Source organism: Oxalobacteraceae bacterium OTU3CAMAD1, assembly GCA_024123915.1.
Lineage (GTDB): Bacteria > Pseudomonadota > Gammaproteobacteria > Burkholderiales > Burkholderiaceae_D > Rugamonas.
Map to the genome: position 1 here is coordinate 2,445,575 of CP099650.1, position 23,646 is coordinate 2,469,220.

Here is a 23,646-nt window from a genome sequence, read left to right on the forward strand (position 1 = left end):
CGTTGAGACGGATGGTTAAGGAACTGGCGGTGGCGAACACGCGCAAACACGCGTCTGTCCAAACAGGACGCCTATGCGCTGTCGCGGGCGGTAAAACAGGTATGCGACGATCCGGGCGTCGGGCCGTGGCGGACCGACGCATGCAGATTTTAGCAGCTGATAGTAAGTATTCCAGGCGGATTGATGACGCTAAAGCGTAGCGGCAAAGTATGCTGCGCGAAACACATTTATTCTTCCTGATCCAAGAGCGCCTGGATTTCCGCGCGCTCTTTCTTGCTGACGTGGCCGCCGCGCAGGGCGGCCAGCACCAGCGCCTTGCCGGAGCCGGAGAACGCTTTCTGGATCAGGTCTTTGAGCAGGTTGGTCTGGATCGAGTCTTGCTCTTGTGCGGGGGCGTAGATGTGGGCGCGCTGGCTTTCGTCGCGCGTCAGCAGGCCTTTGGTGTGCATCACTTGCAGCAGGCGCAGCACAGTGGCGTAGTTCATGTCCGGCCGCGTTTCGAGCGCGGCGGCGTGCACCTGCTTGGCGGTGGCCGGGCCGAGCGCGAACAGCAGGCGCAACATCTCCAGCTCGGAGGCGGTCGGTTTGGGTGGGGCTACGGTGGTCATGGATGTAGAATAAAATATCTAGAACGTCTTGTCTAGTCTTGTTTGAGTGTGCGTACTTGCGTTTCGATGTCGGCGAACAGTGGGCGCGCCGCGCTGTCCGCGTGCAGGCAGGCGTCGCGCAGCTGATGAACGCGCGCCAACGCCGACGGGCTCCCCGCCGGGGCTTCGCAGCGCTCGGCGAGCTCTTCCAGCAGGAAGCCGAAGGCCCGAACTTCGAGTCGTTGCAGCGGCAGGGCTTCAGGCGACGCTGGATCGTAGAACGAGGCCGCGCCGAAGTCGCCCAGCAAGGTCCGGCCTCGTCCGCAATGCATGATGTTGTGGCCGTACAGGTCGCCGTGCATAATGCCGCGCTCATGCAGGCGGGCGGCGGCGGAGGCGATGCCGTGGGCGATTTCCAGCGTGGACGCGAGGTCGAAGCGCTTGCCAGCATCGTAGATGTCGCGCGTGCAGCTCTCCAAGCTTGGCGGGCCGGCTAGGTTAATGAATTCCGGATCGATCAGCGACATGACGAGACCATGCGCGCCATCCGGATGGCGCTCCAGGTGGCCTAGCACGGGGATCAGGTTCGGATGCGCGCCGGCGCCGATGCACGCGGCCATTTCGCACAGCGGCGAACCGTCGCTGGTCATTGCGCCTTTGAAGAGTTTGACGGCGACGTCTTCCGTCGCGCCGTCGTGCAAGTAGTCCGCGCGGTGGATCACGCCAGATGCGCCTTCGCCCAGCTTCTGTTTGAACGCCAGCTGTTCCCAGCCGATGGCGGCTGACGGCGTGCCTGTCATCGCCGATTCACGCTCCGCGCAAAACGGATTGCCGGCGTAAGCCAGCCAGGTCAAGCGGGGCAGGGCGGGCAGCCATGCGGGAAACTCAGTCAACCGGTTGGCGGCGATGCGCAGCAGTTCAAGCCGGTGCAGTTGCTCCATGGTGGCCGGCAGGGTACGCAGACGGTTCCCGGCCAGCATCAGCTTTTGCAGCGCCGGACGTTGTCCCAGCTCGGCGGGCAGTTCCTCGATCAGATTGTCGGTCAGCACCAGCCAGCGCAGTTGCGGCGGCAGCGATGCCGGCGGGACCTTACTTATGCGGTTGGCCTTGAAGCCGACCATCGTCAGCGCCGGACAAGCGCCCAGCACCGCCGGCAGTTCGGTGAACTGGTTGTCGGAACAGAAGATGATGCGCAGCTTGTGCAGGCGGGGCAGATCGTCCGGCAGCGACGAGAGCGCGTTGCCGGACAGGTCGAGGATTTCCAGCGAGTCAGCCAGATCGAAGATTTCGCGCGGGAATTCGGTGAGGCCGCCGCGCATTTGCAGGCGTTGAACGCCGGCCAGGGCGCCAGAGCGCAACTGCTCTAAGGTATGCATGTCAGGTGGCGGTGAAGGTCAATGTTGAAGTTTATCACTTCACCGCCGCCCGCCGAGGGTGGTTAGTCCCGGCTTACCACTTCATTTCGCCCTTGGCGACTTTGGAGCCGGTCTCGAGCGCAGCGTTCAGGCCGGCGTCCGGATACAGTTCCTTCATGCGGGCGATCAGCGCGGCCGAGTTGGCGGCTTTGGCCGTTTCGGCTTCGAAGCGGACCAGGTAGTCGCGGGTAAAGGCGACGCTGTCCGGTGTCAGCGGCGCGCCTACCTTGAAGTGGCCTGGCACAACAATCGCCGGTTTGAGCGAGGCGATGTGGTCCAGCGTGGCCAGCCAGTTCTTGCGCGACTCGGCGCTTTGGGTGTCGGCGGTCCACACGTGCAGGCCGTTGAACACGACCACGCCGCCGGCGATCGCCTTGATCGATGGAATCCAGACGTAGCTGCGGTCTGGCGTCGCGCCATTCAGGCCTTCGATCTTCAGCGTTTCGCCTTCCAGCGTGATGGTGTCGCCTTGCAGCGGCTGCGGCACGATGATGCTCTTGGGCGCGTTGTCTTTCAAAATAGGCGACCAGTAGGCGACTTTGGCGTCCTTTTTCTTTTCGATACCGGCGATGGTTTGCGGCGTGGCGACGATCTTGGCGTCCGGGAAGGCGGCGTGGATCACGTCCAGGCCGAAGTAGAAGTCCGGGTCGCTATGGCTGACGTAGACGGTGGTCAGGCGCTTGCCGCTGGCGCGGATCTTTTCGACCAGTTTGACGGCTTCGCCGCGCGAGAACTGGGCGTCGATCAGCACCGCGTCCTTGGCGCCGGTCACCAGCACCGACGCGACCGGGAAAATGGCGGCTTCGCCGGGATTGAAAACGTCGAGCTTCAGCGGCGCGGCGGCGGCGCCACCGACGGTTGCCGCCAAGGCTGCGGACATCAAAGTTTGCTGGATATTGAAGGTGCGCATGGTCGTCTTTCGTTGTGGTTAGAAGTGGACCCATCATAAATTTCTTTAACTGGCAGAAAAACAGGGTAATCTGCGCTTGTTAATTGCATAGATCGAACTAATATGGATCGCATCACCGCCGCCAAGGTATTCGTCGCCATCACCGAACGGGGCAGCATGATTGCCGCCGCCGACGTGCTGGACATGTCGCGCGCGATGGTCACGCGCTATCTGGCCGAGATGGAAGAATGGGCCGGCGCCCGGCTGCTGCACCGGAGCACGCGCCGGCTGAGTCTGACCGATGCCGGCGACGTCACCCTGGCGCGCTGCCGCAAGTTGCTTGAGCTGGCCGACGCGATGGAAGTGGCGGTCGACGAGGACGACACGCCAAAAGGGCTGCTGCGCATCACCTGCTCGCCGTCGCTGGCGCACGCCGAGCTGGCCAGCGCCGTGACGGCTTTCCTCAAACGCTATCCGCGTACCTCGGTTGATCTGCAGGGTGGCAACCGGGCGGTGAATCTGGTCGAGCAGCGCATCGACCTGGCATTGCGCATCACCAATGCGTTGGAGCCGAACCTGATCGCCCGGCAACTGGGGCATTGCGATTCGGTGGTGTGCGCGGCGCCGTCTTATCTGGCCGAGCGCGGCGCGCCGCAGCGGGTCGAGGATCTGGTGACCCACAACTGCCTGGCGTACACGTACTTCGGGCAGAGCCTGTGGCAGTTCACGCGCAAGGATGGGGAAGAGGTGACGGTGCCCGTTAGCGGCAACTTGTCGGCCAATGACGACCATATACTGTTAAAAGCGGCGGTGGAGGGCGCGGGCATCGCCTTGCAACCGCTGTATAGCGCCGGCCCGCTGATCGCTGAGGGTAGATTAGTGGCGTTGCTGCAGGACTACAAAACGCAGCAAATGGGAATTTACGGGATTTACACGTCGCGCCAGCACATGTCGCCGGCGCTGCGGGCGATGCTGGATTTCCTGCTCGATTGGTTCTCCCACACAAGCCTTGCTGGCGCGTAACTCTCGGGTTGGAAATATGTAAATATTGCCGGCGGCGCGGCTTGCCGTGCGACTTAGGTGAAAATTAATACTGACGGTATCGGTACATAAATGGTTGTTGCGATACAATACCGGTGCTATCCTGAATGACCGTTTTTTGAACCACTGAAGAACTTTAGCCCTTCCCCACAACTTGATGTGCAATCCGCTAACCGGTCAGGCCGTGTCGCGGAAGGTTAGACTAACCCGCTAATTCCTCGCGAAGCGCGAAGAAAGGTGAGCAGCAAATGCAACAATATACGTCCAACTCCTACCTGTTTGGTGGGAACGCTCCGTACGTCGAAGAACTGTACGAGGCGTATCTCAACAATCCAGGTTCCGTGCCAGATAACTGGCGCTCGTACTTCGATGCCATGCAGCACGTGCCGGCCGTCGATGGCACCAACAAGCCAGACGTCGCTCACGCCTCCGTCATCGCCTCCTTCGCGGAACGCGCCAAATCCGGTCCTATCCGTACCGTCGTGGCCTCGGCCGACGCCGAAATGGGCCGCAAGCGTGTTGCAGCTACGCAACTGATCGCCGCTTACCGCTATCTGGGTTCCCGCTGGGCCAATCTGGACCCGCTGCAACGCCAGGAACGTCCGGCCATCAACGAGCTGGAGCCTAGCTTCTACGGCTTCACCGATGCGGACATGGATACCGTCTTCAACATCAGCAACACCTATTTCGGCCCAGAGACCGCGACCCTGCGCGACCTGCTGAACTACCTGCGCGACACCTATACCCGTTCGATCGGCGCAGAGTATATGTACATCTCCGACCCAACCGAAAAGCGCTGGCTGCAAGAGCGCCTGGAGTCGATCCGTTCGACCCCGAATTTCACGGCGGAAAAGAAAAAGCACATCCTGGAGCGTCTGACCGCGGCCGAAGGCCTGGAACGCTACCTGCACACCAAGTACGTCGGCCAGAAGCGTTTCTCGCTCGAAGGCGGCGAGACCTTCATCGCGTCGATCGATGAGATCATCCAGCGCGCCGGCGAAAAAGGCGTGCAAGAGATCGTTATCGGCATGGCCCACCGTGGCCGTTTGAACGTGCTGGTCAACACCCTGGGCAAAGCGCCTAAGGAACTGTTCGAAGAATTCGAAGGCAAGCACGGCGACGACCTGCCGGCCGGCGACGTCAAATACCACCAAGGTTTCTCGTCCGACATCTCGACCCAAGGCGGTCCGGTTCACCTGTCGCTGGCGTTCAACCCGTCGCACCTGGAAATCGTCAACCCGGTCGTCGAAGGTTCGGTCAAGGCCCGCATGGATCGCCGTGGCGACCACCTGGGCAAGCAAGTGCTGCCAATCCTGGTCCACGGCGACGCCGCCTTCGCAGGCCAGGGCGTTGTCATGGAAACGCTGAATCTGGCGCAGACCCGTGGCTACGGCACGGGCGGCACGGTGCACATCGTCATCAACAACCAGATCGGTTTCACCACCTCCGACCCGCGCGACGCGCGTTCGACCATCTACTGCTCGGACGTCGTCAAGATGATCGAAGCGCCGGTGCTGCACGTGAACGCGGACGATCCTGAAGCCGTCGTTCTGGCTTCGCAGATCGCGATGGACTACCGTCTCGAGTTCCAGAAAGACATCGTTGTCGACATCATTTGCTACCGCAAACTGGGCCACAACGAGCAAGACACGCCAGCGCTGACCCAGCCGCTGATGTACAAGAAGATCGGCCAGCACCCAGGCACCCGCAAGCTGTACGCGGACAAGCTGGTTGCCCAGACCGTGATCCCAGCCGACGGCGGCGAACAGATGCAAGCCGCCTACCGCGATGCGATGGACGCCGGCAAGCACACCGTCGATCCGGTCATCTCGAATTTCAAGAACAAGTACGCCGTCGATTGGCTGCCGTTCCTGAACCGCAAGTGGACCGACTCGGCCGACACCGCCGTGCCGATGACCGAACTGAAACGCCTGGCCACCCGCATCACCACGGTGCCGGACGGCTTCAAAGTGCACTCGCTGGTCGAGAAAGTACTGGGCGACCGCGCCACCATGGGTCGCGGCGAACTGAACCTGGACTGGGGCATGGGCGAACACCTGGCCTACGCGTCGCTGGTCGCTTCGGGCTACGCAGTGCGCCTGACCGGTCAGGATGCCGGCCGCGGCACCTTCGTGCACCGCCACGCCGTGCTGCACGACCAGAACCGCGAGCGTTGGGACGCGGGCACCTATGTGCCGCTGCAAAACATCGCCGAAGGCCAGGCGCCGTTCACCGTCATCGACTCCGTGCTGTCCGAAGAAGCGGTACTGGGCTTCGAATACGGTTACTCGACCGCCGAGCCAAACACCTTGACGATCTGGGAAGCCCAGTTCGGCGACTTCGTCAACGGCGCGCAAGTGGTCATCGACCAGTTCATCAGCTCCGGCGAAGTGAAGTGGGGCCGCGCTTCGGGCCTGGTCATGATGCTGCCGCACGGTTACGAAGGCCAGGGTCCTGAGCACTCGTCCGCGCGTCCGGAGCGTTTCCTGCAGCTGTGCGCAGACAACAACATGCAAGTCGTGCAGCCGACCACCGCCGCGCAGATTTTCCACGTGCTGCGTCGCCAGATGGTGCGCCAGTTCCGCAAGCCGCTGGTCATCCTGACCCCGAAATCGCTGCTGCGTAACAAGGAAGCAGGCTCCTCGCTGAACGAACTGGCCAAGGGCGCCTTCCAGACCGTCATCGGCGAAGTCGACGAGAAAATCGATGCCAAGAAGGTCAAGCGCGTTGTCGCTTGCTCGGGCAAGGTCTACTACGATCTGGTCAACGCACGCAAAACGCGCGGCCAGACCGACACCGCCATCATCCGTGTCGAACAGCTGTATCCGTTCCCGCACAAGTCGTTCGCTGCCGAACTGAAGAAGTTCCCGAACCTGACCGAAGTGGTGTGGGCGCAGGACGAGCCGCAGAATCAGGGCCCATGGTTCCAGATTCAGCACAACATCTTCGAGAGCATGGACGCAGGTCAGCGCCTGGCATACGCCGGTCGCCCAGCGTCGGCATCGCCGGCCGTCGGTTACTACGACAAGCACTACGCCCAGCAAAAAGACCTGCTGGAAACGGCGTTCTCGAAGCTCAAAGGTTTCATCCTGACGAAGTAAGCGCTAAGGGGCCGCGCGCTGGGTGCGGCTTCTCCTTTCCTCACATAACTTACGGAGCGCCGCCTTGCTACGCGGGGCGGCGCCGCAATAACAAATATACGGAGTTTTACAATGGCACAAATCGAAGTCAAAGTTCCTCAATTGTCGGAATCGGTCGCTGAAGCAACCATGCTGACGTGGCATAAAAAAGTCGGCGACGCAGTCGCGCGCGACGAAAACCTGATCGATATCGAAACCGACAAGGTCGTTTTGGAACTGCCCGCGCCAGCAGCCGGCGTGCTGATCAAGATCATCAAGGGCGACGGTAGCACCGTTGTCGCCGACGAACTGATCGCCGTGATCGACACCGACGCCGCCGCAGCCGCCGCCGCTCCTGTCGCCGCCGCCGCACCTGCTCCAGCCGCAGCCGCTCCTGCAGCAGCGCCAGCCGCCGCGACCGGTGGCAGCAAGGGCGATGTCGCCATGCCAGCAGCCGCCAAGATCCTGTCCGAAAAAGGCCTGAGCGCTGGCGATGTCGCCGGTTCGGGCAAAGACGGCCGCGTGACCAAGGGCGACGCCCTGGCCGCTTCCGCTCCAGCCGCCACCCCGGCCGTGGCGCCACTGGCCGCCGCCGCCGCCAAGCCGGCCCTGCAACAGATCGCTTCGCCAAGCGTCGCCAGCCTGGGCGAGCGTCCGGAAGAGCGCGTGCCGATGAGCCGTCTGCGCGCCCGTATCGCCGAGCGTCTGCTGCAATCGCAATCGACCAACGCCATCCTGACCACGTTCAACGAAGTGAACATGGCTCCAGTCATGGAACTGCGCAACAAGTACAAAGACAAGTTCGAAAAAGAGCACGGCGTCAAGCTGGGCTTCATGTCGTTCTTCGTCAAGGCCGCCGTCGCAGCCCTGAAAAAGTACCCGATCATCAACGCTTCGGTTGACGGCAACGACATCATCTACCACGGCTACTTCGACATCGGTATCGCTGTCGGTTCGCCACGCGGCCTGGTGGTGCCTATCCTGCGCAATGCCGACCAAATGTCGATCGCTGAAATCGAAAAGAAAATCGGCGAATTCGGCGCCAAGGCCAAGGAAGGCAAGCTGACCCTGGACGACCTGACCGGCGGCACGTTCTCGATCTCGAACGGCGGCACCTTCGGCTCCATGCTGTCGACTCCGATCATCAACCCGCCACAATCGGCCATCCTGGGCGTGCACGCGACCAAGGACCGCGCTGTTGTCGAAAACGGCCAGATCGTAATCCGTCCGATGAACTACCTGGCGATGTCCTACGACCACCGCATCATCGACGGCCGCGAAGCCGTCCTGGGCCTGGTCGCCATGAAAGAAGCGCTGGAAGATCCTGCACGTCTGCTGCTGGACCTGTAATCGCTTGCCAGCGAACCCGGGCACACCGGGGTCGTACCCCGTACGGGGTACGACCCCATTCCCGGGTTTGCGGGTTTCAACTCTTAAAAGGGTGTTATGAGCGTTGCTGAAGAAATCAAGCGTTTGCACGAACTGCATCAGGCCGGCGCCCTGTCGGACGCGGAATTCGCGGCCGCCAAGGCGCGCCTGCTGGACAGCGAGCCCTACAAGCCGGGCGACAACATCGGCGAAGATATCACCCGCCTGCGCCGCTCGCGCACCGACCGCTGGCTGGGCGGCGTCTGCGGCGGCCTCGGCCGTGTCTCCGGCATCGAGCCGTGGATCTGGCGCCTGCTGTTCGTGATGTTCGTGCTGACCTTTGGTTTCGGCCTGGCGATCTACATTCTGTTATGGATTTTCGTTCCAGACGAAGAACTGATTGGAAAATAAAAAATGAGTAAACAATTTGACGTAGTAGTCATCGGCGCCGGTCCCGGCGGTTATATCGCCGCCATCCGCGCCGCACAACTGGGTTTCTCGGTTGCTTGCGTGGACGCATGGGAAAATGAAAAAGGCGGTCCCGCACCAGGCGGCACCTGCACCAACGTCGGTTGCATCCCGTCGAAAGCGCTGCTGCAATCGTCCGAGCACTTCGAGCACGCCGGCCACGCGTTCAAGGACCACGGCATCGATGTCTCCGGCCTGTCGCTGAACCTGCCACAAATGCTCAAGCGCAAAGACACCGTCGTCAAGCAAAACAACGACGGCATCCTGTTCCTGTTCAAGAAAAACAAGGTCACCTTCTTCCACGGCCGCGCCTCGTTCGCCGGCGCCGCCACCGCTGAAGGCTACCCGCTGACGATCTCGGCGCCTGCCAACGAGACCATCAACGCCAAGCAAGTCATTATCGCCACCGGTTCCAACGCGCGTGAACTGCCGGGCGCACCGTTCGACGAGCAACTGATCCTGTCGAACACTGGCGCGCTGGCGATCCAGGGCGTTCCTGCCAAGCTGGGCGTGATCGGCGCCGGCGTGATCGGCCTGGAAATGGGCTCCGTATGGCGCCGCCTGGGTTCGGAAGTGACCGTGCTCGAAGGCCTGCCAGTATTCCTGGGCGCGGTCGACGAGCAGATCGCCAAGGAAGCGGGCAAGCTGTTCGCCAAGCAAGGCCTGTCGATCAACCTCGGTTGCAAGATCGGCGCGATCACCAAGGGCGACAACAATGTCACCGTGGTGTACGAGAACGCCAAGGGCGAGTCCATCACCTCCGTGTTCGACAAGCTGATCATCTCGATCGGCCGCACCCCCAACACCAACGGCCTGGCCGCCGACAAAGTCGGCCTGTCGCTGGACGAGCGCGGTTTCGTGGCCGTCGACGACGACTGCAAAACCAACCTGCCGGGCGTATGGGCGATCGGCGACGTGGTGCGCGGCCCGATGCTGGCGCACAAGGCGGAAGAAGAGGGCGTTGCCGTTGCCGAGCGCATGGCCGGCCAGCATGGCCACACCAACTTCAACACCATTCCTTGGGTCATCTACACCTCGCCGGAAATCGCGTGGGTCGGTCAGACCGAGCAGCAACTGAAGGCGTCGGGCGTCGCTTACAAAGCCGGCACCTTCCCGTTCCTGGCGAACGGCCGCGCACGCGCGCTGGGCGACACCTCGGGCATGGTCAAGTTCCTGGCCGACGCGACCACCGACGAAATCCTCGGCGTGCACATCATCGGACCGATGGCCTCCGAGCTGATCTCGGAAGCGGTTGTGGCGATGGAGTTCAAGGCTTCGGCCGAAGACATCGCGCGCATCTGCCACGCGCACCCGTCGCTGTCGGAAGCGACCAAGGAAGCCGCTTTGGCAATCGATAAGCGTACCCTGAACTTCTAAGCAGTAGCTACAGGCGGACTGCGGGCGGACTGCGGTCCGCCCGTTTTTGTTTGCGCCGCCCACATAGAATCGAACACATGAACGTCGAAGAGTTTTATCAGCAAGCGCTGGAACAGCGCAATTTCAAGGCCGACGCAGCCCAGCGCCGCGCCGTCGATCGTCTGCAGTTATGCTACGACGAATGGGTGGCGTACAAGGGCCAGCGCTCGAGCACGTTCAAGCGCCTGATCAACCGTCCCGAGGTGCCGAAGGGCGTCTACATGTGGGGCGGGGTGGGGCGCGGCAAGTCGTTCCTGATGGATAGCTTCTATTCGGTGGTGCCGCTGGTGCGCAAGACGCGCCTGCACTTCCACGAGTTCATGCGCGGCGTGCACCGCCAGCTGGACGAGCTGACCGGCGTCGCCAATCCCCTCGACGAGGTGGCCAAGCGCATCGCCAAGAAATACCGTTTGATCTGCTTCGACGAATTCCACATCTCCGACGTGGCCGACGCCATGATCATGTACAACCTGTTGAAGGCGCTGTTCGACAACGGCGTGTCCTTCATCATGACGTCGAACTACGACCCGAAACTGCTATACCCAGACGGGCTGCACCGCGATCGCATCCTGCCGACCATCGAGATGCTGTACGAGAAGCTCGACGTGATGAACATCGACGCAGGCATCGACTATCGCGGCCGCGCACTGGAGCAGGTCGATTCCTACTACACGCCGATCAACGCCGAGACCGATCAGAAGTTGCGCGACGCTTACACCAGCATCGCCGAGACGGCCGACGAGGACCCGGTGGTGCGCATCGAGGCGCGCGAGATCCGCGCCTTGCGTCGCGCCGGCTCCATCATCTGGTTCGATTTCCACACCTTGTGCGGCGGGCCGCGTTCGCAGAACGATTATCTGGAAATCGCCAGCCGCTTCCATACCGTGATATTGTCCGGGATTCCGATGATGTCGGCGTCGATGTCGTCGGAGGCGCGCCGCTTCACGTGGCTGATCGATGTATTCTACGACCAGGGCGTGAAGTTGTTGATGTCGGCCGAGGTCGAGCCGGAAGAGCTGTACACGACCGGCACCCTGGCCAACGAATTTCACCGCACGGTGTCGCGCATTGTCGAGATGCAGTCGCGCGAGTACATGGATAAGGAACAGCGGGCCGCAGCCGGTTCGCTGGCCTGATGTAACAGGAAAGAATATGAGAGCAAGTTTGAAACCGTTGGGCGACATGATCGCCATCGCCGTGCTGGCCGCTGTTGCTGCCGTCGCTGCCCCGGCCGTCGCGCAGGAGGCGACGTCGGTGGCGCCGCCGTCGCATTCGGTCGAGGAGGCCGACGCCACCCTGGCCAAGGTGGCCAAGGACCGTGACGCCGTCAACGCCGAATACGCAGCGCGCGAGGCGGTGTGCAACGAAAAATTCTTCGTCAATAATTGCCTGGACAAGGCCAAGGAACAGCGCCGCGCCGCGCTGGCCAACCTGCGCGTGCTGGAAGTGGAAGCCGAACATTTCAAGCGCGCCGATTCGGTGGCGCGCCGCGATGCCGACCTGGCCGAGCGCGTGCGCAAGGACGAGGAAGAGCTTGCCCGGCGCGAGGCCTTGCCGCCCAAACCGGTCAAGGATGTGGAGAACTTGCCTGCGCCCGCACCGGCGAAAGGCCGGCGCGTCGCCGAGCGCGAGGCCGACCATGCCGCCAAAATGAAACGCGAGGCGGCCGCGACGGCGGCCGACGCCGACAAGCGCGCCGCCAACGTGGCCCGTTTCGAGCAGAAGAAGATCGACTCCGAGCGGCGTCAGGCGGAAGTCGCCAAGCGGGTGGCGGAAACCGAACGCAAGGTGGCCGCCAAGGTTGCGGACGCGAAGAAGAAAGCGGATGCGGCAGCGGCAGCCGCAGCGGCCGCCGCGAAGAAGCAGCAGTAAGGTTGCGCCGCCCCGGTTGGCCGGTGTTTCAACGGTTGACGGGCGGGGCGGGCGCCACCAATTTGATAATCGCCATCGTGCAATTGTCGCCTTTGCCCTGCGCGCGCTCGGCGGCCTTGCCGATCAACCGTTCGGCCGCTTGGCGCGGCGTGTTGCGCGCCACGGCCGCCGCCAGCTCCTGGTCGGTGAAACATTGCCACAACCCATCCGAGCACAGCAAAAAAGAATCCCCCGGGCGCAAGCCCTCATGCGTGCCCAACGTCACGAACGGCGCCTTGAAACCGTTCCCCAGCACATTGCTGAGCAGCTTGGAACTGCGATGTTTCTTCGCCGCTTCCAGCGGCACCTTGTCGTTCTGCACCAGATGCTCGATATACGCGCTGTCATTGCTGCGCGCCACGCTGGCCTCTCCGCTGAAGCGGTACACCCGCGTTTCGCCCACATGCGCCCAGACCGCCTGACCGGCCGGCGTCAGCACCAGCAGGGCGAGCGCGCTGTGCGGTTCGGCGCTGGCGGCGATCGGATTCATCTTGATGACTTGATGGGCCTCCAGCGCTATCGCGCCGAGCAACTCCTTCAGCCGCGGAATGCTGGGCACGTCGCCGACGCGGAACTCGTCGAACATATGCCTGCTGGTCAGCAGCGCCTGGTCCGAGCCGATGGGGCTGTGGTTGCCATCGGCGAGCACCGCCAGCACGTAGCCGGGCGCGTTTGGCGACGTCAGCAGGGCGACGCGGTCGTTTTGCTGCGGCCGGTTGCCGATGTGCTGGGCCGTGCCGGCTTCTATTTTATAGGCGCTCATATGGTTGACACTGTATCCTGAACGGCGGCTGAGCGGCGATATCGATCATTCTGTTGGCGGCGGGGCCGCCGTAGATTAAACTATGCACCGTGTCGCAGTTTGTTTGCAATACGTGTGTTGTTTCAGTGAAACTTTTTGTGTGAGTAGAGACCTAGAAATATGACTGATGTACAAGATATCCAGCGTCGTCTGATCGAACTCGACGTCGAACACCGCGATCTGGACGCGGTGATCGACATGCTCACCCTGGACGGACACCACGATCAACTGCAATTGCGTCGCCTGAAAAAGCGCAAGCTGCAACTGAAAGACCATATCACCCTGCTGAAAATGCAATTAGTGCCAGACGTGCCGGCGTAATTTCGCGGCCTTTCCGCCTCAACTAAGTATATTTTGACCGAACACCTTCCAACGCCTGCCGACACGCACGCGCCGGTCCCCGCCGACGCCACTCCCGCCGTAGTCGGCGCGACTCCAGACCTGCCCCCCGGCAAATACGATTCCGAGGTCGAGCGACTGTTCGGCGCCGGGGGACCGTTGGGTCCGGCTGTTGGCGACTTCAAGCCGCGCCGTTCGCAGACGGAGATGGCCAAGGCCGTCGCGGCCGCGATTTCCAGCCAGACCACCTTGATCGCCGAGGCCGGCACGGGAACGGGCAAGACCTTCGCGTATCTGGTGCCGGCGCTGCTGTGGGGCGGCAAGACCATCGTTTCGACCGGGACCAAAAACTTGCAGGACCAGCTGTTCCTGCGCGATATTCCGACCGTGCGCGCCGCCCTGCAGGCGCCGGTGTCGGTCGCGCTGCTCAAGGGCCGCTCGAACTACGTCTGCCATTACCACCTGGAACGCACCTTGCAGAACGGCCGCATGACCTCGCGCGACGACGTCGGCCACCTGCGCGAGATTTCGCGTTTCCTGAAAATGACCAGCTCCGGCGACAAGGCCGAGCTGGCGCGCGTGCCTGAAAACGCACTGATCTGGAACCTGGTGACCTCGACCCGCGACAATTGCATGGGCGCCGAGTGCCAGTATTACCAGGATTGTTTTGTCATGAAGGCGCGCAAGGAAGCGCAGCAGGCCGACGTGGTCGTGGTCAACCACCACCTGTTCTTCGCGGACGTGGCGCTTAAGGATTCCGGCATCGCCGAGCTGCTGCCGTCGGCCAATACCATCATCTTCGATGAGGCGCACCAGCTGCCGGACACGGCCACCTTGTTCTTCGGCGATACCTTTTCGACCTCGCAAATCCTGGAATTGTGCCGCGACGTGCTGGCCGAGGGCTTGTCGAACGCGCGCGACGGCGCCGATTGGGGCAAGGTCGTGACGGTGGTGGAGAAGGCCGCGCGCGACCTCAGGTTGACATTCCCGCAAGATATCGTGCGCCTGTCGCTGCCGCAAATCGCGCCATCGAGCGACTTTTTCCCAGCTTTGCAGACGCTGAAAGACGAGTTGGACGGCATGCTGGCCGTGCTCGAAACGCAAGCGGCCCGCGCCGAAACCCTGGAACAGTGCCGCCAGCGCGGCATCGAACTGGCGCAAAAATTGTCGTCTTGGAAATTCGATCCGAAGGCGCGCGTTGAAAAAGGCGAGGAGGCGGTGTTCTGGGTCGAGGCCTATGCCTCCTCTTTGCAGCTGCATAAAACGCCATTGTCGATCGCGCCGATCTTCAACGGCCAACGCGAAGGCGTGCCGCGCAGCTGGATTTTCACGTCGGCGACGTTGGCCGTGAAGAATGATTTCAGCCATTTTTCCGAACAAATGGGGCTGACGGACGAGCCGTCGAAGACTTGGCCGAGCCCGTTTAATTACGCAGAGCAGGGCCTTTTATATGTGCCGCAAGGTTTGCCGGACCCGAATTCCATCGGCTATACCGACGCGGTGCTGGATCTGGCGCTGCCGGTGATCGAGGCGGCGGGCGGAAAAACTTTCCTTTTGTGCACGACTTTGCGCGCCGTGAAGCGCGCCGCCGAGCGCCTGCGCGACGAATTCGAGAAGCGCGGCCTGCCGTATCCGCTGTTCATCCAGGGCGACAAAGGCCGTACCGAGTTGCTGGACCAGTTCCGCAAGGCGGGAAATGGCGTGCTGATCGGAAGCCAGAGTTTCTGGGAAGGTGTCGACGTGCGCGGCGACGCGCTGTCTTTGGTGATTATCGACAAGTTGCCGTTCGCGCCGCCGGACGATCCGGTGCTCGCCGCGCGCATCGAGGTGATGGAAAAGCAGGGCAAAAACGGCTTCATGCACCACACCTTGCCGGAAGCGATCATCAATCTGAAGCAGGGCGCCGGCCGCCTGATCCGCGACGAAGGCGATCGCGGCGTGCTGATGTTGTGCGATCCGCGCGTGATTTCCAAGCCCTACGGCAAGCGGATTTGGCAGAGTCTGCCGTCCTTCAAACGCACCCGCGAGCAAGCGGACGCCGTCGCGTTCTTCCAAAACAAGAATACCGAATAGTAACTTTCGGTATTTTTTCTCTTGCCCAACCGGGCGATCATATCGGTTTTCGTAGGGCGGATTAGCGCATCGCGCGTAATCGGCCAGGCGCCGTCGGCGGCTCATGGCCGATTACGCGCTGCGCGCTAATCCGCCCTACGAACATCCTCACGTTCTGATTTTTCCCCAAATCATGCCAAATATCGGCACGTTGCCGCCAATATTTGGCTTTTAAGGCGCTGTCGCCAGCGATTCGCCTCCCATCCAAGCCCATCTGACATGCCTGCCCGCCCAAAGCCTTGCATATCGCACCCGTTTGCGTTGGCGCAAAGTGGCGGATGAGTGGATTGTTAGAGTTGGTTAAGCGCTGTTCCCCTAAGGAGCAGGATCGGAGGAGGCCATGACTATCCGCCACGGCTGTTTTTTCAGCTATGCACACGGCCAGCATGCATACATGAGCAAGTTCAAAAACGATTTGATCGATGCTCTGAAATGTTATCTGGAACCCCACTTCGACAACGAAAACGAATTGTTTGTCGACAGTGAGCAACTCGGCGGAGGCGACGACCTGGACGAGAAGATTGCCAGGGCGATGTGTGAAAGCGTTTGCATGATTGTGATTTACACACCGAAGTATGAGGCCCATGCCTACACCCGGCGTGAGTTTGCAGCAATGCAACTAATTGAGAACGAGCGTAAGAAATGGTACACGCTGCCCAGCCACCTGATCATCCCGGTCATCATGACGCGGCATCCGCTGAGTTTGCCGCCGCAGATTTCGGGGCCGGGCATGTATGTCGATTTTTCGCGGTACACCTTGGCGAGCGGAGACTTGAAGACCAACCCGGATTTTCTACCCGATATAGAAAAGATCGTCCTGCGCATCGCCGAGCACTACCACTACCTGAAACACTGCACGCCGCCCGAGCATGACTGTGGTCGTTTTGTCATGCCCGACATTCCGCCGGAATGGCGCGCCATCCCTCCTCCCCACTTCCCTCGCTAAAGGTTCGTTATGGAAACCACATCATTGTCTTTGCCACCGCTCACAGCCAACGGCGAAGTGGTTACTTTCTATTCTTACAAGGGCGGGACGGGTCGCACGATGGCCTTGTCCAATCTGGCAGTATTGCTTGCAAGACAGCAAAACGCCACGACCCCGGTATTGATGATCGATTGGGACATGGAAGCGCCAGGCCTGCATCACTACTTCGAGCACGGCGAGGAGCGACCGGGCGTGCTGGAATTGTTCGAAGCTTGCCGGGAGCAACTACATAGGCGCCGCAAAGGCGCCGACGTGCTCGACGACGAGGAACTGGCGCACGAGGTGCTGGCGGCGGTCGGATGGGAGCAGTACGTCAGCCGGGTCGACCAGAGCAGCCAGCTGTATCTGATGCGCGCCGGCCGTTTCGACGACAGCTATGGCGAGCGGCTGGCCGCCATGCACTGGGACGAGTTGTTCGACCGTTGCCCGGCGCTGTTCCGTTGTTTCGCCGACAAGCTGGCGCGCCATTTCCGTTACGTGCTGGTCGATTCGCGCACCGGCCGCACGGATACCGCCGGCATCTGCACCACCTTGCTGCCGCGCAAACTGGTGGTGGTGTTCACGCCCAACCGCCAGAGCCTGGAAGGAGTGCAGGCGCTGGTCACCCGCGCCACCGCCTACCGGCGCAGCCATGAGGACGAGCAGCGTCCGCTGGTGGTCTACCCGCTGCCGTCGCGCATCGAAATGGGCGACAGCACGCAGCGGTCGCAGTGGCGGCGCGGCGACCCCCAACATAATATAGTGGGCTATCAGCCCATCTTCGAGCGGCTGATGCGCGAGTGCTACGGCATGCAGCACGTGTCGCTGGACAGCTACTTCGACGAAGTCCAGCTGCAACAGACCCGCACCTTCGCCTATGGCGAGCAACTGGCGGTGCGGATGGACCAGGGCGGCGACCGCTTTTCGCTGACGCGCACCTTCGAGGCCTTCCTCGACTGGCTCAGTCCCGGTTATTTCCCGTGGCAGTCCAGCCGCGAGATCCACCTGCTGTCGGCCATCGAGGAGGCGCGGCAGGCGCTGGGCGAGGGCGGCGCGCGCGCCCTGTCGCAACCGCTGGCGCGCGACCTGAACCTGCTGGGCGAGCTGTATCGCCGCGAAGGCAAGCTGCGCCAGGCGTTGGCCTGTCTCGAGGAAAGCCTGACCCTGCGACAGCGCGGCATGGGCGAGGACCATGTCGATACCTTGATTAGCAAAAGCAACCTGGCCGGTGTGCTGCGTCAGCAGGGGAGGCTGGACGAGGCGCAGTTCCTGGAGGAGTGCATCGTCGAGGCGCGCGAGCGCCTGCTGGGGGCGGAGCACCTCGACACGCTCGCCGCGCGCGCCAATCTGGCCGCCACCCTGGCCGAGCAGGGCAAAGGCGCCGAGGCGCTGGGCATCCAGGACGGCGTGCTGGACGCCTACCTGCGCATGCTTGGCTCCGAGCATTTGCTGACCTTGTCCTGCAAGGCGGCCCGGGCCGACCTGTTGTTCCAGCGCGGCGACATCGACCAGGCCCGGCGCGAGCAGGAGCAGGTGCTGGCCAAGCGCAAGCGCCTGCTGGGCGCCGAGCACGCCGATACCTTGCGCAGCAAGACCGCGCTGGCCTGCACCCTGCTGGCGCAGAACGAGCAGGAGGCCGCCCGCGTGCTGATCGACAAGGTGCTGCAGGCGCAGCTGCGCCGCCTGGGGCCGGACCACGCGGACACCCGCAGGACCATGGAATTGTTCGACCACGTGCAACCGGGCCGCTACGGCGCGCAGCCCGGTTCGCTGCCGGACGGCGGGCGGGACGACTTCGCGCCGGTGCGCGAATTGCACCAGGACGCGGCGATGGACGACTACGACGAGGCGCTGGGGCTGGCGCCGCATCCGCGGGCGGCCATGTCCGTCACCAACCCGCGCCCGCGTGCCAGCGACGACCTGCTGACGCTCGACGAGCAGCTCGCCAGCGGCCGGCCGGCGTCGCGTTAGCGTAAATTTATCTGGTTACGACCCGGTCCGGGCGCGCAGTCCGGGCGTTGCTTCAGGTAAAATCTCTGTATGAGAATCCTGATCAGTAATGACGACGGCTACTTGGCGCCGGGCATCAACGCCCTGGCCGACGCGCTGGCGCCGATCGCCGACATCGTCGTCGTGGCGCCGGACAGCAACCGTTCCGGCTCGTCCAATTCGCTGTCGCTGGACCGGCCGCTGTCGGTGCAGCGGGCCGCCAATGGTTTCTATTTTGTCAACGGCACGCCGACCGATTGCGTGCACGTGGCGCTCACCGGCGTGCTCGACTACCGGCCCGACCTGGTCGTCTCCGGCATTAACAACGGCCCCAACATGGGCGACGACACGCTGTATTCCGGCACCGTGGCGGCCGCCACCGAGGCCTATCTGTTCGGCATTCCCGCCATCGCCTTTTCCCAGGGCTCGTTCGGCTGGGAGCATATCGACGACGCCGCCCGTCACGCGCGCGACATCATCGAGCGCTATTATGAAACGCTGCCGCGCCCGTATCTGCTCAACGTCAACATTCCCAACCGGCCCTATGCGCAGCTGACCCAGGTGGTCGCCACGCGGCTGGGCAAGCGCCACCAGTCGGAACCGGTGATCCGCTCGCAAGATCCGCGCGGCAAGGAAATTTTCTGGATCGGTCCGCCCGGCGCGACCAGGGACGCCGGCGAGGGCACCGACTTTTTTGCCTGCGCCAACGGCCGCACCTCGATCACGCCGCTGCAGGTCGATCTGACCCATAAAACGCAACTCGCGGCACTGGAAAAGGGCCTGGCATGAGCGACAAACCCCGGACCTTTCCGCTGCCGCTGTCGTCGGTAGTGGACAAGGGCGCCAAAAAGACCACCATGTTCGCGCCGGTGGCCACGCCGCAGACGGCGACCCAGAACGCGGCGCGCCACGTGCCGCCGCAGCACGGTTATCCGGGGCCGCGTCCGGTGGCGGTGCCGTCCAAGGCCCACAGTTACGCGATGGAGCGGGCCCAGCCGGTAGTCGCCCCGGCCCCGCGCCAGAACCCGCTGGTGTCGGACGCGGTGCGCCGCGCGATGGTGCAGCGGGTGGCCAAGCAGGGCGTCAAGGACAACGTCGTGCTTGGCGCGCTCGAAAGCGTGCCGCGCCATATGTTCATGGAGGAGGCGCTGGCCTCCCAGGCCTACATCGACGCCTCGTTGCCGATCGGCCACCAGCAGACCATTTCCCAACCGTATATCGTCGCCCGCATGATCGAGGTGATGCGCAATGGCGGCCAGCTCAAACGGGTGCTCGAGATCGGTACCGGCTGCGGTTACCAGGCGGCGGTGTTGTCAAGAGTGGCGCAAGAGGTTTATTCTATCGAGCGCATCAAGCCTCTGCATGAGCTCGCCAAGAACAACTTGCGGCCCCTGCGTGTGCCGAATCTACGCTTGCATTACGGAGATGGTATGCTTGGCCTGCCGCAAGCGGCGCCGTTCGATGGCATTATCCTGGCTGCGGCCGGTTTGGAGGTGCCGCAGGCATTGCTCGAACAGCTCGCCATCGGTGGCCGGCTGGTGGCGCCGGTCGGCGCCCGCGCGCAGCGTCTGGAACTGATTACACGCATCGGCAAGAAGGAATGGACCAGCGAAACGCTGGAAGATTGCCATTTCGTCCCGTTGCGTCCGGGCACGGTGTGATCACGGTGTGATCGCGGTGCGATCGCGCTGTGACCGTTGAGCTGTCCGCATTGCGCCCGTACGCATCAAACTGAAATTTAAGATGAGAATGACAACTAAAAGTAATGTGCTCGTATTGAGCTTGGTGCTCGCTTTCCTGAGCGCCTGCAGCACCACCCCGAACCAGGCCCCGGTGATCGACCGTCCGGTGTCGAAACCGCCAGTGAAATCCGCCACGCCGAGCGAAACGGCGCAAGTGTCGCGCGACGAGCGCGGCCTGTACACGGTCAAAAAAGGCGATACCTTGATCCGCATCGCGCTCGAATATGGTCAGAACTACCGCGATCTGGTGACCTGGAACAATCTGGCCAACCCGAACGACATCAAGGTCGATCAGGTGCTGCGGGTGTTGCCGCCGGACGCGGCCGGTAACGGCAGTGGCGTCGAGACGGCCGCCGTCGTCATGCCGCCGACGGAGAAGACGCCGCCGCCGGCGCCGGTGGTCAAGAAGACCGGTCCGAAAGGCGAGAAGCGTCCTTACACCGACGCCACGCTGGCCGAATTGCAGCGCGCCGACAATGGCAAGGATGTCGCCGCCAGTGGCGCGGCGGCTCCGGCCACGCCGGCGGCACCTGCCGCGCCCGTGGTCCGTCCGCCGGCCGCGCCCGCTGCCCCCGCAGCCGCCGCTGGCGCCGCCGACGATGAGAAATTGAGCTGGATGTGGCCGTCCGAGGGCAAAGTCATCGCCACCTTCGACGAGGGCAAGAACAAGGGCGTCGACATCGCAGGCAAGGCCGGCCAGCATGTCGTGGCGGCCGGGGCCGGAAAAGTCATGTATGCCGGTAGCGGCATCCGTGGTTATGGTAATCTCGTTATTGTGAAGCACAGTAATAGCTTGTTGTCGGCCTACGCCCATAACCGCAGCATCGTGGTCAAGGAAGGCCAGAGCGTGACCAAGGGACAAATGATTGCCGAGATGGGCGATTCGGACGCCGACTCCGTCAAGCTGCACTTTGAAATCAGGCAGCAAGGCAAACCGGTGGACCCGTCCAAATTCCTGCCTAACCGCTAGCTGAGCCATGAAACATACGCCGCACGACCCAATGGATGACGACTCGGCCCCGGAAGATTTCCAGGACGAGTCCAACGATGATGTAGTCATCGACGCCATGGATGGTGCGGACGGCGCGGACGACGGCGAGCGCCTGCCCGAGGCGCCGGCGGTGCTGGAGGTCGACGAACTGAAAAAGGTCCTCGCGGCCGAGCTGTCGACCGACACCACCCAGCATTACTTGAACCAGATCGGCACCCGGCCGTTGTTGACGGCGCCGCAGGAAGTGCACTACGCCACCCTGGCCAAGGCCGGCGACTTCAGCGCCCGCCAGACCATGATCGAGCACAACCTGCGGCTGGTGGTGTCGATCGCCAAGCACTACATCAATCGCGGCGTCGTGCTGCTCGACATGATCGAAGAGGGCAACATCGGCCTGATGCGCGCCATCGACAAGTTCGAGCCCGAGCGCGGCTTCCGCTTCTCGACCTACGCCACCTGGTGGATACGCCAGAGCATCGAGCGCGCCATCATGAACCAGGCCCGCACGGTGCGCCTGCCGGTGCACATGGTGCGCGAACTGAATCAAATCCTGCGCGGCAAATACCATCTGGAAGCGCAGCACCACAACGGCAAGGACGCCACCGCCGAGGACATCGCCGAGCTGGTCGGCCGGCCGGTGGAGGAGGTGCAGGACATCCTGGCCTTGTCCGAGCACGCCACCTCGCTCGACGCCCCGCTCGACAACGATCCGCAGTCGTCGCTGATGGACATGCTGCCCGGCGACAGCGAAGACAGTCCCGACGCCCGCGCCGAGCACCACGAAATGACGGTGCTGATGCGCGACTGGCTGACCAAGCTGCCCGACAAGCAGCGCATCGTCATCATGCGCCGCTTCGGCCTGGACAACGACGATCCCGCCACGCTGGAAACCCTGGCCGAGGAAATGGGCGTCACCCGCGAGCGCGTGCGCCAGATCCAGCAGGAAGCGCTGGTCAAACTCAAACGGGCCATGGCCGCGCGCGGCGTGGTGCGCGATTCGCTGTTGTAGTCGTTTTCTTCCCCCCTACGCCTTCTGCTATCATACTGGCCCCGGCACGTGCCCTGGCACGTTCGGGCCGCCGGTCGCCCGTCCTTCTTTCTTTAAAATTAAATTTTATGCAAGATACTATCCTCGACATCAAATCGCTCGACATGGACGCCCGTGGCGTCGGCCATTTGCACAATGAAGACGGCTCGCAGGGCAAGGTGGTGTTTGTCGAGGGCGCGCTGCCGGGTGAGAAGGTCAGTTTTTACACCTTCAAAAAGAAGAAGAACTGGGAAATGGCGCGCATGACCGAACTGCACCACGAGTCGCCGATGCGGGTCGTGCCCAAGTGCAAGCATTTCGATTATTGCGGCGGTTGCTCGATGCAGCATCTGGAGCCGACCGCGCAGGTGGCCATCAAGCAGCGCGTGCTGGAGGACAACCTGCGCCACATCGGCAAGGTCAAGCCGCTGACGGTGATGCGGCCGATGTACGGCCCGACTTGGGGCTACCGCTACCGCGCGCGGCTGTCGGTGCGCCACGTGGTCAAGAAGGGCACGGTGCTGGTCGGCTTCCACGAGAAGAAATCGGTGTTCGTCGCCGATATCGACAGCTGCGAAATCCTGCCGCGCCACGTATCGGACCTGCTGCTGCCGCTGCGCGCGCTGATCGGCTCGTTGTCCCTGTACGACCAGGTGCCGCAGATCGAAGTGGCGATTGGCGAGGGCGTCACCGCGCTGGTGCTGCGCATCATGGCGCCGCTGACCAAGGACGACGAGATCAAGCTGAAAGCCTTCGCCGATCTGCACAACATCCAATTCTGGTTGCAGACCAAGGGGCCGGAGACGGCCGCGCCGTTCTATCCGCTGGACGACGATCTGCATTACCTGCTGCCGGAATTCGGCATCAAGATGCCGTTCAAGCCGGTCGATTTCACCCAGGTCAACCACTACATCAACCGCGTGTTGGTGGGCAAGGCGTTGCGCCTGCTGGAAGTGCAGCCGGAAGACCGCGTCGCCGATTTGTTCTGCGGCCTGGGCAACTTCACCTTGCCGCTGGCGACGCAGGCGCGCGAAGTGGTCGGCATCGAGGGCAGCACCACTTTGTCGGAGCGGGCGCTGGATAACGCCAAGGCCAATGGGCTGTCGGACAAGACCACGTTCTATACCCGTAATCTGTTCGAGGTGACGGCCGATGATTTGATCGCGCTCGGTAAATTCGACCGCATGTTGATCGATCCGCCGCGCGACGGCGCCATGGCGCTGAGCGAGGCGCTGGTGGCGTTGAGCCAGACGCGCGCGGACTTGCTGCCGAAGCGCATCGTGTATGTGTCGTGCAGCCCGTCGACGCTGGCGCGCGACGCCGGCATCCTGGTCAACGCCGGCTATGTGCTCGATAAGGCAGGCGTGGTCAACATGTTCCCGCACACGTCGCACGTGGAGTCGATGGCGGTATTCAATCTGGGCCCGAAGCCAGCGCCGGTGGGGTGAGCCGCTGCGCAACCCGGA

20 protein-coding genes are annotated in these 23,646 nt (G+C 62.6%); 16 read left to right on the forward strand and 4 right to left on the reverse strand.

What is annotated here, in order from left to right; all coding sequences use genetic code 11:
* Positions 1 to 227 precede the first annotated feature (227 nt).
* The 3 genes from NHH88_10510 to NHH88_10520 all read right to left on the reverse strand — a co-directional run bounded on the left by NHH88_10510 (position 228) and on the right by NHH88_10520 (position 2,882).
* Positions 228 to 608 carry a BlaI/MecI/CopY family transcriptional regulator gene (locus tag NHH88_10510; GenBank protein ID USX16183.1) on the reverse strand — a complete coding sequence of 127 codons (381 nt, stop codon included), beginning with the start codon at positions 606 to 608 and terminating at the stop codon, positions 228 to 230.
* 32 nt (positions 609 to 640) lie between these two features.
* Positions 641 to 1,963 (reverse strand): leucine-rich repeat-containing serine/threonine-protein kinase, encoded by a 1,323-nt coding sequence (locus NHH88_10515; GenBank protein USX16184.1) that lies wholly within the window; start codon positions 1,961 to 1,963, stop codon positions 641 to 643.
* Positions 1,964 to 2,036: 73 nt separating this feature from the next.
* Positions 2,037 to 2,882, reverse strand: coding sequence for an MBL fold metallo-hydrolase (locus tag NHH88_10520; protein ID USX17316.1), 846 nt, complete (start codon positions 2,880 to 2,882; stop codon positions 2,037 to 2,039).
* 132 nt (positions 2,883 to 3,014) lie between these two features.
* On the opposite strand from NHH88_10520, the gene NHH88_10525 reads away from it, so the two are divergent.
* From NHH88_10525 to NHH88_10555, 7 genes are all read left to right on the forward strand, one after another.
* Positions 3,015 to 3,914 carry a LysR family transcriptional regulator gene (locus NHH88_10525; protein USX16185.1) on the forward strand — a complete coding sequence of 300 codons (900 nt, stop codon included), beginning with the start codon at positions 3,015 to 3,017 and terminating at the stop codon, positions 3,912 to 3,914.
* A gap of 266 nt (positions 3,915 to 4,180) precedes the next feature.
* Positions 4,181 to 7,033 (forward strand): 2-oxoglutarate dehydrogenase E1 component, encoded by a 2,853-nt coding sequence (locus NHH88_10530; GenBank protein ID USX16186.1) that lies wholly within the window; start codon positions 4,181 to 4,183, stop codon positions 7,031 to 7,033.
* Between the two features lie 111 nt (positions 7,034 to 7,144).
* Complete coding sequence (odhB, locus tag NHH88_10535) at positions 7,145 to 8,401, forward strand: 2-oxoglutarate dehydrogenase complex dihydrolipoyllysine-residue succinyltransferase (protein USX16187.1); 1,257 nt, start codon at positions 7,145 to 7,147, stop codon at positions 8,399 to 8,401.
* Positions 8,402 to 8,497: 96 nt separating this feature from the next.
* The gene (locus tag NHH88_10540) at positions 8,498 to 8,830 is read left to right on the forward strand and encodes a PspC domain-containing protein (protein ID USX16188.1); all 333 of its coding nucleotides are present in this window, start codon (positions 8,498 to 8,500) and stop codon (positions 8,828 to 8,830) included.
* Between the two features lie 3 nt (positions 8,831 to 8,833).
* Complete coding sequence (gene lpdA, locus NHH88_10545; GenBank protein ID USX16189.1) at positions 8,834 to 10,264, forward strand: dihydrolipoyl dehydrogenase; 1,431 nt, start codon at positions 8,834 to 8,836, stop codon at positions 10,262 to 10,264.
* 77 nt (positions 10,265 to 10,341) lie between these two features.
* Positions 10,342 to 11,439, forward strand: a complete 1,098-nt coding sequence (gene zapE / locus NHH88_10550; protein ID USX16190.1) for a cell division protein ZapE — start codon at positions 10,342 to 10,344, stop codon at positions 11,437 to 11,439.
* A 16-nt stretch (positions 11,440 to 11,455) separates the two neighbouring features.
* Positions 11,456 to 12,175: a hypothetical protein gene (locus NHH88_10555; GenBank protein USX16191.1), complete on the forward strand. Its 720-nt coding sequence runs from the start codon at positions 11,456 to 11,458 to the stop codon at positions 12,173 to 12,175.
* A 28-nt stretch (positions 12,176 to 12,203) separates the two neighbouring features.
* Here NHH88_10555 and NHH88_10560 read toward each other — a convergent pair whose 3' ends face one another.
* Positions 12,204 to 12,977 carry a protein phosphatase 2C domain-containing protein gene (locus tag NHH88_10560; protein USX16192.1) on the reverse strand — a complete coding sequence of 258 codons (774 nt, stop codon included), beginning with the start codon at positions 12,975 to 12,977 and terminating at the stop codon, positions 12,204 to 12,206.
* 159 nt (positions 12,978 to 13,136) lie between these two features.
* Between NHH88_10560 and NHH88_10565 the strand changes: the two genes are divergently transcribed.
* The 9 genes from NHH88_10565 (at position 13,137) to rlmD (ending at position 23,628) form a co-directional block, all read left to right on the forward strand.
* Entirely contained in the window at positions 13,137 to 13,337 is a 201-nt protein-coding gene (locus NHH88_10565; GenBank protein USX16193.1) for a DUF465 domain-containing protein, read from the forward strand.
* A gap of 120 nt (positions 13,338 to 13,457) precedes the next feature.
* Positions 13,458 to 15,428, forward strand: a complete 1,971-nt coding sequence (locus NHH88_10570; protein ID USX17317.1) for an ATP-dependent DNA helicase — start codon at positions 13,458 to 13,460, stop codon at positions 15,426 to 15,428.
* A 379-nt stretch (positions 15,429 to 15,807) separates the two neighbouring features.
* Positions 15,808 to 16,413: a toll/interleukin-1 receptor domain-containing protein gene (locus NHH88_10575; protein ID USX16194.1), complete on the forward strand. Its 606-nt coding sequence runs from the start codon at positions 15,808 to 15,810 to the stop codon at positions 16,411 to 16,413.
* 99 nt (positions 16,414 to 16,512) lie between these two features.
* On the forward strand, positions 16,513 to 18,402 hold the full coding sequence (locus tag NHH88_10580) for a tetratricopeptide repeat protein (GenBank protein ID USX16195.1): 1,890 nt from the start codon (positions 16,513 to 16,515) through the stop codon (positions 18,400 to 18,402).
* A 69-nt stretch (positions 18,403 to 18,471) separates the two neighbouring features.
* Complete coding sequence (gene surE / locus NHH88_10585) at positions 18,472 to 19,209, forward strand: 5'/3'-nucleotidase SurE (GenBank protein USX16196.1); 738 nt, start codon at positions 18,472 to 18,474, stop codon at positions 19,207 to 19,209.
* The gene (locus tag NHH88_10590) at positions 19,206 to 20,081 is read left to right on the forward strand and encodes a protein-L-isoaspartate(D-aspartate) O-methyltransferase (protein ID USX16197.1); all 876 of its coding nucleotides are present in this window, start codon (positions 19,206 to 19,208) and stop codon (positions 20,079 to 20,081) included. The genes surE and NHH88_10590 overlap by 4 nt, the downstream gene beginning before the upstream one ends.
* Before the next feature lie 88 nt (positions 20,082 to 20,169).
* The gene (locus tag NHH88_10595) at positions 20,170 to 21,132 is read left to right on the forward strand and encodes a peptidoglycan DD-metalloendopeptidase family protein (protein ID USX16198.1); all 963 of its coding nucleotides are present in this window, start codon (positions 20,170 to 20,172) and stop codon (positions 21,130 to 21,132) included.
* 7 nt (positions 21,133 to 21,139) lie between these two features.
* Entirely contained in the window at positions 21,140 to 22,162 is a 1,023-nt protein-coding gene (gene rpoS / locus NHH88_10600) for an RNA polymerase sigma factor RpoS (protein USX16199.1), read from the forward strand.
* Positions 22,163 to 22,269: 107 nt separating this feature from the next.
* A complete protein-coding gene (gene rlmD, locus NHH88_10605) occupies positions 22,270 to 23,628 on the forward strand; it encodes a 23S rRNA (uracil(1939)-C(5))-methyltransferase RlmD (protein USX16200.1) in 1,359 nt (452 codons plus the stop codon).
* Positions 23,629 to 23,646: the final 18 nt, after the last annotated feature.

Bases quoted from the DNA above. Each gene is read 5' to 3' on its own strand.
- NHH88_10590 (USX16197.1), top strand. From the start codon at position 19,206: ATGAGCGACAAACCCCGGACCTTTCCGCTGCCGCTGTCGTCGGTAGTG.
- NHH88_10555 (USX16191.1), top strand. From the start codon at position 11,456: ATGAGAGCAAGTTTGAAACCGTTGGGCGACATGATCGCCATCGCCGTG.
- NHH88_10525 (USX16185.1), top strand. From the start codon at position 3,015: ATGGATCGCATCACCGCCGCCAAGGTATTCGTCGCCATCACCGAACGG.
- NHH88_10540 (USX16188.1), top strand. From the start codon at position 8,498: ATGAGCGTTGCTGAAGAAATCAAGCGTTTGCACGAACTGCATCAGGCC.
- NHH88_10520 (USX17316.1), bottom strand. From the start codon at position 2,882: ATGTCCGCAGCCTTGGCGGCAACCGTCGGTGGCGCCGCCGCCGCGCCG.
- NHH88_10530 (USX16186.1), top strand. From the start codon at position 4,181: ATGCAACAATATACGTCCAACTCCTACCTGTTTGGTGGGAACGCTCCG.
- NHH88_10580 (USX16195.1), top strand. From the start codon at position 16,513: ATGGCCTTGTCCAATCTGGCAGTATTGCTTGCAAGACAGCAAAACGCC.
- NHH88_10560 (USX16192.1), bottom strand. From the start codon at position 12,977: ATGAGCGCCTATAAAATAGAAGCCGGCACGGCCCAGCACATCGGCAAC.
- surE (USX16196.1), top strand. From the start codon at position 18,472: ATGAGAATCCTGATCAGTAATGACGACGGCTACTTGGCGCCGGGCATC.
- NHH88_10565 (USX16193.1), top strand. From the start codon at position 13,137: ATGACTGATGTACAAGATATCCAGCGTCGTCTGATCGAACTCGACGTC.
- NHH88_10515 (USX16184.1), bottom strand. From the start codon at position 1,963: ATGCATACCTTAGAGCAGTTGCGCTCTGGCGCCCTGGCCGGCGTTCAA.
- rlmD (USX16200.1), top strand. From the start codon at position 22,270: ATGCAAGATACTATCCTCGACATCAAATCGCTCGACATGGACGCCCGT.
- NHH88_10575 (USX16194.1), top strand. From the start codon at position 15,808: ATGACTATCCGCCACGGCTGTTTTTTCAGCTATGCACACGGCCAGCAT.
- NHH88_10510 (USX16183.1), bottom strand. From the start codon at position 608: ATGACCACCGTAGCCCCACCCAAACCGACCGCCTCCGAGCTGGAGATG.
- rpoS (USX16199.1), top strand. From the start codon at position 21,140: ATGAAACATACGCCGCACGACCCAATGGATGACGACTCGGCCCCGGAA.
- lpdA (USX16189.1), top strand. From the start codon at position 8,834: ATGAGTAAACAATTTGACGTAGTAGTCATCGGCGCCGGTCCCGGCGGT.
- odhB (USX16187.1), top strand. From the start codon at position 7,145: ATGGCACAAATCGAAGTCAAAGTTCCTCAATTGTCGGAATCGGTCGCT.
- NHH88_10595 (USX16198.1), top strand. From the start codon at position 20,170: ATGACAACTAAAAGTAATGTGCTCGTATTGAGCTTGGTGCTCGCTTTC.
- zapE (USX16190.1), top strand. From the start codon at position 10,342: ATGAACGTCGAAGAGTTTTATCAGCAAGCGCTGGAACAGCGCAATTTC.